Annotated in this window: 1 protein-coding gene; it reads left to right on the top strand. The window is 63.6% G+C overall.

The window, feature by feature from the left end:
• Positions 1 to 14: 14 nt before the first annotated feature.
• Complete coding sequence (locus tag SFY93_RS22440; protein WP_320444644.1) at positions 15 to 11,108, top strand: filamentous hemagglutinin family protein; 11,094 nt, start codon at positions 15 to 17, stop codon at positions 11,106 to 11,108.
• Positions 11,109 to 11,408: the final 300 nt, after the last annotated feature.

Raw genomic sequence — 11,408 nt, 5'->3', positions numbered from 1 at the left:
TTGTGAGAGTCTCCATGGTCGTTCATGCCACCACTTCGCCATCGCGCGACACGCGTAAGTCGTTCAACCGCAGCAGGATGCTCGTTGGCGTCAGCCTTCTGGCGTTGCTCGGCACGGTAGCGAAGGTAGATGCGCGCGGCTTGGGCGGCAGCGGCTCCGCTGCGCCCAGCAGCCCGGCGGCGATCGCAGCGGCTGCCGCGGCTGCAAGCGCGCAACAGTCTTCGGCCGCAGGCCGGCAGGCGATCCAGTCGATGGCACGTGCTGCCCAGGCCTTGCAGGGCATGCGTGACGCGCAGAGTGCAGTCCGTGCTGCCGCGCTGGCGGCGACAGGAAGCGGGGTGCCCAACGGGTTGACGGCGGGTGGCCTCGTGGTCGCGCCGGGTGCCGGTACGACGCCGGATGTCTGGGTTGGTGCCGGAGCGCCGTCGCAAGTGCAAGCGATTGGTCGTACCCAGGTCGAGATCAAGCAGACCGAACAGAAGGCGATCCTCAACTGGTCGAGCTTCAATGTCGGCCGCGAGACCGACGTCTATTTCAACCAGACAGCGGGCGGTGCGGACAAGGCCAACTGGATCGCGCTCAATCGCGTCACCGATCCATCGCTGGCGCCGAGCCGCATTCTCGGCACCATCAAGGCCGATGGGCAGGTCTATGTCATCAACAAGAACGGCATCGTGTTCGGCGGCGCCAGCCAGGTCAACGTCAACAGCTTCGTCGCATCGTCGCTGAGCCTGTCGGACGAGCAGTTCCGCGCCGGTATCAACAAACAACTCTTGATCTTCGACGATCCGTCAGGCGGCAGCATCGCCAAGCCGCAATTCGGTTATCTCGGTCAGGAAAATCCGAACAGATATATCGGCCTCAATGCCCCGGGGCAGGTCGCGGGCGTCGTGATCGGAGATGCGCCTGGCGATGTGCACATCGAGGCGGGCGCGCAAATCACCATGGCATCCGGCGGCAAGGCGTTGGTGTTTGCGCCGCATGTCGTCAATAGCGGTCGCATCTCCGCGACCGACGGCCAGGTGATCCTGGCTGCCGGCGAGCAGGTTTATCTGGCGACCGATCAATCCGGCATTCGCGGTCTGGATGTTGCCGTGTCGGCGCCGATGCGGTGGGTGTTCAGCTATTTCCAGATGGAACGGTGGGCCAATTCGACCCCCGGCAGTTTCGGCGACTATCAGGATGGTCTGAACGCAATCGTATTCCCCGAAATGGCGGCGCGTGCAGCGTCGGTCGGCTACAGCGTCGTCAATAACGGCATGGTGAAAGCCGATCACGGCAACATCACGCTGATATCGCGTGCCGTGACCCAAAGTGGTGCGCTCGAGGCCTCGACCGCGCTGAACAACCGCGATGGCTCGATCCGGCTGCGCGCGTGGGAAAACGGGATGGCCTCCTACGGCGGCGACGTTGTACCGGCGTCGCTGCGCTTCTGGACAGCAGGTTCGCTCACGCTCGGTTCGGGTAGCGTCACCACGGCGATGCCCGATCTGACCGATACCAGCGAGATCGAGCAGACGTCGCTCGCGACGCGCTACAGTGCCGGCCGCATCGAAATGCGCGGCAAGCTGATCGACATCGAGGCCAAAGCCAATGTGATCGTGCCGACCGGCACCATCAGCATCGTCGCCAGCACATCGACGCTGTCGGGCGAGACGCCGATCGTCGGCGAGCCGACCAAGCGCGATGGCAGCCGCGTCTATATCGGCGAAGACGCCTATCTGAGTGTCGCCGGCCTGCAGGACATGCTGCTCACCATGGAGAGCAACACGGTCACCGGCGAACTCCGCATCAACGAACTGCGCGACACGCCGCTCTATCGGGATTCATGGCTGCGCGGCAAAACCGTCAGCGTGGACAAGCGCGTGGCCGGCCTCTTCACCGACGGTCCGATGGCCGACGTGCAGTGGATCACGGGATCTCCGGGCGCTTGGGTGGGTACACCGCTCGGCGATTTCTCGGGCTGGATCGGCGTTGGAAAGACCACGTTGGGAGAGTTGTCTGCCAATGCTGCGAAGGCGTCGATTGCAATCAAGTCGAGCGGGTCGATCATCACGCGGCAGGGTTCGCTGCTCGACGTCTCCGGCGGATCGGTGCGCTACCAGGACGGCTGGATCACCACCACCCGGCTGCTCGGCGCCGACGGGCGTGTCTACGATATCGGCAAAGCGATGCCGGATCAGCTTTATATCGGCCTCGCGGGTTCGTTTTCGCGGACCCATAACGTCCAGGGCAAGCTAGCCCCGAAGCTGACCGAGACCTGGTCTTCCGTTTTCGATCGCAATCAGTCGAGGCGTTTCGAGCGCGGCTATACGGAAGGTCGCGCGGCCGGCTCGATCAAGTTTTTCGCCGCCGAGGCCATGGTGCTCGAAGGCAGCTATTGGGGCGGTGTGATTACGGGCGAACGTCAAGCGGCGTCCGGCAAGCTTGCGACCGGAGGCACGTTCACCATCGGTGGCGGCAGCGACGAACACCGGCAGTGGTTGGTCGGCAATCTCATCATCACTGATGAGCCGAAGCTGTTGCCGACCGGCTTCAACGTCACGAGCACGCTTGACCCGAGCTGGTATGTCCAGCCTCCGGCCAGCGATCCATCCGTGCGGCAGAAAGACACCTATCTCGATCCGGACGTGCTTGCCGATGCCGGCATGTCCAAGTTCCTCTTCCATGTCTCGAACGGTTTTACGTTGGCGAAGGATGAGAAGCTCGAACTGGCGCCAGGCACCAGCTTCAATGTCTTCGCCAATGTCAGTGCGATCAATCCGGCCAAGTTCACGATCGACGGCAGTGTCCGGATCGCGGGTGGCCAGGTTGGATTCGGCGGGACCGCGACGGCCACCTATGGCGCCACGGCGGAGATCGATGTCAGCGGCGTCTGGTTCAACGGCCCACGCGGCTGGCTGCCACCCGTCATCAAAGGCGGTACGATCGACGTCGCCGGCGACTTTGCGCCAGGCGTTACGCTCGATGTCTCCGGCGGCGGCTGGTATGACACGTCCGGTATCAAGCCCAAGCTGAAACTGGGCGATGCCGGTGCGCTGACCATCGCGCCGACCAAGACCGCGCAACTGGCTGGCCTCGATCTGCGCGGATATTCCGCCGCCTCGGGCGGCACGATCACCGTCTTATCGACCGGGGAGATCCGGATCGGCGGTACGGCGCCGACCGATCCTGCCATCGGTTGGCTCCCTGCCTCGTTGTTTGCCGATCGCGGATTCCGCGGCTTTGCACTGACGACGACAGGCGATGTGACTGTGGCGGACGGCGCGATCATCTCGCAGATTCCGCTGAGCGTCGATCTGAGCAGTATCGATCCCGCCACCATCGCGTCCGGCACGCGGATCGGTGATGTTGCAGGCCTGACTGTTCTGCCGCTGGAGCAGCGGGTTGACTTCAAGCCCACGACGCTGAGCCTCACCGGCGCCAATGTCTCGATCGGTGCCGGCGCGGTCTTGACCACCGACGTGCTCGGCTCGATCACGCTGGTCGCCTCGGGTAATCCGGGGACATCGGCAATACCCGAGTCGGGAAACATGACCGTTCGCGGTACGCTGGAAGCTCCGGCGGGCGCGATCTTGCTCAGTGCCAACGGCGAACTGAAACTCACCTCGGGCGCGCGGCTTCTCGCCCGCGGCCTTGCGGTGGTCGAGACCGACAAACGCGGCATCCGCTCGGGCAGCGTCCTGGCCGGCGGTGCCGTAAGCCTCGATAAAACTGTCAAGATGACGCTCGAAAGCGGGGCGCTTATCGACGTCTCCGGCGCGAGCGGTACGTTCGATATCGACCTCGGACGCAATGGCGCCGATGCCTACACGATGGCGAGCAATGGCGGCAGCATCTCGCTGAAATTCAGTGGTGAAGCAACGGACGTGGTCGATGCGACCTTGCTTGCAAGGGCCGGCGGCGCCCGGGCGAGAGGCGGCGATCTCAGCATCAGCGTCGCGTCGATCGCCAAACCCGGTAGTTCATATTCGCTGCCCTACACGCTGTATTATCGCGATCGCAATGACGGCGTGATCAAGGCCCTCGATCTCAATCTGGGTTATTATCTCGATCTGGACATCTATCACGAATACACGTCAGGTGGGGATCTGACGTATGAATTCTGGACTGTGCTGTCGCAGATCGAGCAAGCGGTCGGCCTGAATCGCACGGGCGGTCTCGCCTTCGTCAATCCCAAATCCGATAGCACGCCGGCGACCGCCAACCAGCCGCTGGAATTGATCCTGCCCAGACTGATCAATCAGCTCGATCTGCTCAGGAAGCATTTCTACGTCGATCCCGGCGCGACCATTCCGTTGTGGCAGGAGTTGCCAAACGTTGCCGTGAGCATGACAAAGATGTCCGCCGATGCCGTCAATGGCGGCGGCTTCGGCACGCTCACCACCAATTCCACGGTGCTCATGGTTGCGCCGGGCGTCGATCTCGCGGTCGCACAATCGATCTCGATCGGAAGTCCGATCGTCAGTGGCGGCGCCGGTGCTGCGAGCATCACTGCACCCCACATCCAGATCCTGTCCGGCAACGGCTCGGCGGGAGTGGCGGGCAGCGGCACGATCACCCTGACGGCGGATCTCTTCGACGTGACACGCGCGACATTTTCCGGTTTCGCCGAAACGCGGTTGGTGACGGGCGACCTGCGTCTCGGCGCCTTCATCGCCGACGCCGATCTCACGGCGGATCGCACATCCTATCTGACCGCGGACGGTAAACTGACGCTCACGGCAGCTCAGGTCTATCCCGCAACGGGTATCGTGGCGAAAATCAAAGCGGGTACGGAACTTGAAATTCGAAGCAATGGCGACAGCGGCCTGCCGCTGTCCGCTGCCGGCACCTTGAAGCTCGAAGCGCCGGTCATCGTGCAGGGCGGCGTGGTGCGCGCGCCATTCGGCAGCATCATGATCACGGCGACCGACAGTCTCACGCTTCTCGCGGGCAGTATTACGTCCGTGTCCGGTGATGGCCTGATCCTGCCTTACGGTACGCTCGCCAACAATGAATTCTGGAACGCCCCTGCGGTCACGCAGTCGCTGGAACAAGAGGCGCTGCCGCTGAGCCGTCTGCCGGAAAAGAGCATCGTCCTGCAAGGCCCGAAGGTCACGCTGGCCACGGGATCGGTGGTCGATATTCGCGGCGGCGGCGATCTGTATGCGTGGGAGCATGTACCGGGTCCAGGCGGCTCGCATGATGTGCTGGCCGGCTCGGGCATGTATGCCGTCATGCCAGGGCTCAGCGCATCCGCGGCAACGCAGCAGAAGATCTGGCTGGCGGGTGGCAACGGGCTCGCCGCAGGCTGGTACGCGCTGCTCCCGGCGCGCTACGCCTTGCTGCCGGGTGCCTTCGCGGTGTCGATGGTGAAGGGATCTGCGACGGCACGGACGCCGAATACGATGGCGATGGCGGATGGCTCGACGACCATGGCCGGCCGTCTGGCCGATAGCTATGGCGGCGGGGCGGATCAGCTCCAGTCGTCCTGGCGCGTGATGTCGGGAACGACGCTGCGCAGCTACAGCGAATATAACGAGGCCACCGCCAACAGCTATTTCATATCGGACGCGTTCAAGCTCAGCCAGTACCGCCTCACCGGCGTCGATGTCGTGACGCCGCGCATGCCGGTGGACGGCGGCTCGGTCGTGTTCAAGGCGTCCTCGACGCTCGTTCTCGACGGCACGCTCAAATCGCAACCCGCAGAAGGCGGACGCGGCGGACTCGTCGATATTTCCGGCAGCAAGATCGCCATCGTCGGCGCAGGCCAGAACCGCTCCGATCTCTCCGGCTACCTGATCATCGATGCCACATCGCTGAGCAATTTCGGCGCGGGGAGCCTGTTGATTGGCGGCGTGCGCAGCGGTGATCTGCGCGGTCTGCGCATCGATGTCGCGGCGAGCGATATTCTGGTTCGCAATGATGCGTCCAGCAGCCTCAGCGGGCCGGAGATCCTGCTTGCCGCGAGCGGCGAGGTCCGCGTCGCCGAAGGCAGCGTCATCGTGGCGGCTGGCCAATCACCGGGCAGCGGCGTCGATCTCGTCATCGCGCCCCAGCAGGCGGCGGTCTATGGCGATCCCGGCGGCAACAATGACTATGATCCGAGCAACGACGTGCTGCTCGTTCCGGTACGCGACTATGGCGCGCTGCTCCGGGTGTCGGTGGGCAACGCCGTCAACGTGCTGCGCCAGAGTGTCGATACATCGACGGGCGGCGTCATCAGCATCGGCGCCAATGCGACCCTGTCCGGCGGCAACGCCTTGCTGCTGGATGCCACGCAGAATACCGTCGTTGCCGGCAGTGCGAAGCTCTCGGGCGCGGCGATGTCGGTGGCAAGCGGTCGCATCGGCTTTGGCGGCGGCAGCAGCGGTCTCGTCCTCGATGCCACGTCGCTGGCGCAACTCGCCAATACGCAGGCGCTGACATTGCGCAGCTACAGCACCATTGATTTCTATACATCGGTCAATCTGGGCAATGCCGGTCTCGACAAGGTCGCGTTCGATGCTTCCGGTCTGGTCGGTTATGGCACCGGCGCGATCGCCGTCACCGGCAAGACGATCGCTTTCCAGAACAGCGGCGGCAGTTTCGCCAATCCCGGCGCGGTCGGTACCGTTCAGCTGTCGCTGACTGCCGACGAAATCGTGCTCGGCAGCGGCGCCAAGGCGCTGCGCGGCTTCGATACGGTCATGTTGCGGGCCAACCGCCAGATCACCGGCGAGGGCAGCGGGTCGATCGATGCGGGCACCGCGGCGGTGACGCTGGTGAGCCCGGTGGTGACCGGGCGCGGCGGCGCGGCGCAATCACTGACGGCGCAGAATGCGATCCGCATTCTCGCAGGCGGCGATACGCCGCTCGATAATCCGGAAGCCAGTCTCGGTGCCCGTTTCGGATTTACCGGCACCAGCGTCGAACTCGGTGGACGGATCGTCGCTCTCGGCGGCTCGGTCAATCTCGCATCGACTGCCGGCGATGTGGTGATCGCCCCGACAGGTGTGATCGATGTCGGCGGCTTCAGGAAGCAGTTCTACGATGTCGCGCAATATGCCGATGCAGGCAGCATTGGTCTGACGGCGGCTGGGTCCGTCGTCATGACGCCTGGCAGCTATCTCAACCTGTCCGCCCATGCGGACCGCGGCGCTGCGGGCAAACTGTCTTTGGTGGCGTCGAATGGCGGCACCGTCGTACTCGGCGGACGCATCGAGGCGCATGCTGGCGCGGGCCAGACGGGCGGCTCGTTTGCGCTGGACATCGCAGCCCTCCCGGATTTTGCGGGGCAGAGCCAGATACTGAACGCTGCCGGATTCTCGGCGTCGCGTGAGTTCCGCATCCGCTCCGGCAATGTGGTGGTCGATGGCCTGACGCAGGTCGCCGATTTCACGCTGGTGGCCGATCAGGGCTCGGTGACGCTGGCAGGGACGATCGATACCCGCTCCGGATATGGCGGCAGGATCTCGGTGAGTGCCGGCAACGGGCTGACCATGCTCGGCTCGGCTTTGCTGCAGGCCGGTGCGACCGGCGAGTTCGGCAGTGGCCGGGTCACGCTCGAGGCGAGCGGCGGCCAACTCGACATCCGCGGCGGCGTGATCGATGTGGCCGGCGGCGATGGTGGTCGGGTTCGCTTCCGCGCGCTCCAGGAAGCCGGACACGACGAGATCAACGTCGCGAGCCTCCAGGTCAGCATCGTCGGCGCGGGCTCCAGCGTTCTCGAAGGCGTCAGTGTCTACGACAGCGGCTCCGTCGATGCGGTGCGAACCGATGCGGTCTCCCATGCCAACACGTTCCTGGGCCATGCCGCGGCAATTGCCGCACGGCTCACTGCAGGCGCCGGCATCGCTGTGATGCCCGGCATCGAAATTCGCAGCACCGGCGATCTCGTGGCAGCGACAGACTGGAACCTGGCGGGCGATTTCGCCGCTGCCCGGATGGGCAGCCTGACGCTGCGAGCGGGGGGAAATCTCACCATCCTCGGCAATATCAGCGACGGCTTCTCGTCCGCGACAAGCAGCGGCGTGTTGCAGAACACGGCATCGTGGGATCTTCGTCTGGTTTCCGGCGCAGACCTGACCTCGGCGAGCACGCTGACCGTGAAGCCGCTCGCGGCGCTGGCCGCCGGCAGCGGTACGCTGACCATCGGCAGCAATACGTCCGGCAACGTCGTCCGCACCGGCACCGGTGATCTCGATATCGTCGCCGGCCGCGATCTGCTGCTCGCGCACAACACCTCGGCGATCTATACCGCGGGTCGTGCGGATCCGACCGTATATGCGGACTTCGTCACCCCGACCGACGCGGCCTATGGCATCGGCGGTGGCAATCTGCGGATCGCGGCGCAGGGCAACGCGACGTCGGTGCTGCCCACCGATCCCGATGACAACCAGCTCTTCATGGAATGGCTGAAGAAAATCGGCTCGCTTGACTCCGATTTCGTCTTCGAGACCAACCAGCAAAGCTCGTGGTGGATCGATTACGGCAAATTCCAGCAAGGCGTCGGCGCCCTCGGCGGCGGCAATGTGGTGGTCAAGACCGGCGGCGACCTCGTCAACATGCTGGTGGCGCTACCGACCAACGGCCGCGTCCGCGGCGGGCGATCGAGCGGCGAAGCGATGCATCTCGAAATGCGCAATGGCGGTTTGATGCAGGTCGAGGCGACAGGCACGGTTCGCGCGGGCTATTATTATGTCGGCCGCGGCGAAGGCGTCATCAATGCGGGCGAGTTCGCCAATGGCCGCACGGTGTCCGCGCAATTTGCCCAAGGCAATGTCGTCTACAATATCGCGCCTGTGCTTGCGCTGGGCGATGCCGTGATGACGGTGAAAACCGCAGGCGATCTGATCCTGCAGACCGTGATTGATCCGCTGCTGCTCAATTCCGACACCTATCTGTCGGGCGGCAGCGCGCGCAACAATGCTTATATGAGCGGCTACACGGACCGAACCTCTCTCGAACTGGTCTCCGTCGGCGGCAGCGTCTCGCTGACCAACCAGGGGCGCTTTCTTTCCAAGCAGCTCGACCTAACCAGCAGCTACTATGCCCCTGATGTCGATTATTCGATGATCGGCTTGTTGGCGACAAATCTCTATCCATCGGTCACGCGCATCGCCGCGCTGAACGGATCGGTGACCAATCAGAACCGGATGTTCACCTCGACGGGCGCGAATCCCGAACTCCGTATTCTGGCGGAACGGGATGTCGTGCTCGGCGAGATCACCATGTCGCGCGCCAATCCGGACATGATGCCGACCCCGTTGCGGCCGTTCGGCGGCATCAGCGCTGCCCCGCTGCAATTGCGCATGGAACTGACGCCGAGGGACTTCCAATCCCTTGAGGAAAGCGGCTTTGCGGCCCTGTTGCTTAATCAACAGCAGGCCAGATGGGCCCCCAGCGATAGCGGTGCATTGCGCAGCTATCTCATCAGCGCGAGCAATCCGCAGCAGCTGGTCAATCAGAACGACATGGAGCCGAGCCGCGTCTTCGCGCGCAACGGTTCGATCGTCGGATCGCTGATCGACACCCCGGTCGGCCCGAAACTTGCGAAGGTCACGACAAACGAGCAGACCTGGTTCCGCGCCGGAACGGACATCCGCAACATCAACTACAATTTGCGCAACCTGCATCGCACCGATGTATCGGTCCTGGAAGCTGGCACCGATATCATCGGCGGCGATATCGATGTTCAGGGCCCGGGCGCCATCGCGCTCGCCGCGGGACGCGACGTCTATGGCACCGCGTTCCAGATATTCAGTGCAGGAAACTTCGACAAATACGATGGCAGCGTGTTGGGGGGCACGGAACGCGTTCGTGCCGACCTCCTCAGCGAAGTGCACGGCCTTCCGCGCGATGGTGCATCGATCTCGGTGATGGCGGGATTGAAAGGCAAACAGCCGACTTACGATGCGATGATCGCAGCCTATCTCGATCCAGCCAATGTCGGCGCGATGCCGGACTATCTCAAGACCACTGTTGATGGCGTGGTGCTGCCGATCTATCTGATCGATCTTGTCGAGGCCCGTCGCGGCGAGGAACACACCGCGCGGTCCGGTCTGGTGTCCTTCATCAAGAGCATCACCGGTACGACCGTGTCCCCGCTCGAGGCGTGGTCGCGCTTCCAAGCGTTGCCGTCGCTGGCACAACAACGCTTCTTGCGCGACGTCTTGAGCCAGGAACTGAAGGCTGCCGGCGACAATCAGAATGCCCAAGGCCAGCCGATCAATGGCGGCTATAGCCGCGGCTACACGGCCATCGAGACGCTATTTCCGGGGCAAGACTGGAATGGTGGTGTCAAGATCGGCAATGCGACTTTCCGGACCATGGCCGGCGGCAGCGTGGAGACGTTGACACCGGGGGGCGGATTGCAAGTTGCCGCGCTCGGCACGGTCGTGCCGGCTGGCGGCGGCCTCGTGACTTTCGGAGCTGGCGATATCAACATCTTCGCAAGGGACAGCGTGACGGTGAATCGCTCGCGCATCCTGACATTCGGCGGCGGCGACGAAGTGATCTGGTCGACGCTCGGCGACATCGACGCCGGCCGTGGCTCGAAGACGGCGCGCGTTCCCTCGGCGCCCGATGTCACCACGGACGTGGATGCGATCACCGAAGTGCAGGAGAAACCCGATATCAGCGGCAGCGGCATCGGCACGATCATCGGCTTCGATGGCGTGAAGGAGGGCGACGTGACGCTGATTGCGCCGCAGGGGACGGTCGATGCCGGCGACGCGGGCATTCGGGTCAGCGGCAACTTCACGGTGGCCGCGATGTTCGTGCTCAATGCCGAGAACATCAAGGTGGGAGGCGAATCCAAGGGCCTGCCAAAGGTCGCTGCAGCGCCGGTCAGCCTGAATGTCGAAACCAAGGACAAGGCGGCCTCAGACGCGATCAAGGACGCGACCCAGACAGGGACCGGCGAGCGCCCGACGGTCATTATTGTCGAAGTTCTCGGATATGGCGGGGGCGGCAATGACACTCAGCAGCGTGAGGATGACGACCGCCGCAAGTCGGATGATCGACGCAGCTACAACACCAACAGTGTCATTCAAGTCGTCGGCAGCGGACCGCTGAATCAAGAGCAGAAACAGGTCCTGACGGACGCAGAAAGATCACGCCTCGCCGAGATTGCGGGGAGGTGACAGATTCGCTGAGAACGGCGAGATGATGCGATATGGAACCAAACCTGCGCAATACCGGTTCCTGGCGGCGCAAAGCGTCGTCAGCGCCGGAGGGAAGGCGGAATTCGCGATCGAGACGCTTCTCGGGAAGGGATATTCAGGAGTCAGCAATCCAATAACAGGGCACTGATGAGTGCCGTACATTCCTCGATGCCACTTTTCCTTGAGAAACGGCGCCTGGCTTGGATGCCGGCGACGACGGACAGCGTGGATGATCGACGCGGGCGAGGTCGCCTCCGGAGTCTTCGGCAACGTCGATCT

This window comes from Tardiphaga sp. 42S5 (assembly GCF_034044155.1).
GTDB classification, from domain to species: domain Bacteria; phylum Pseudomonadota; class Alphaproteobacteria; order Rhizobiales; family Xanthobacteraceae; genus Tardiphaga; species Tardiphaga robiniae.
This window is presented reverse-complemented; position numbering and strand designations above follow the sequence as displayed.

Coding starts and splice junctions, on each gene's coding strand:
- SFY93_RS22440 (WP_320444644.1), top strand. CDS start 15: ATGGTCGTTCATGCCACCACTTCGCCATCGCGCGACACGCGTAAGTCG.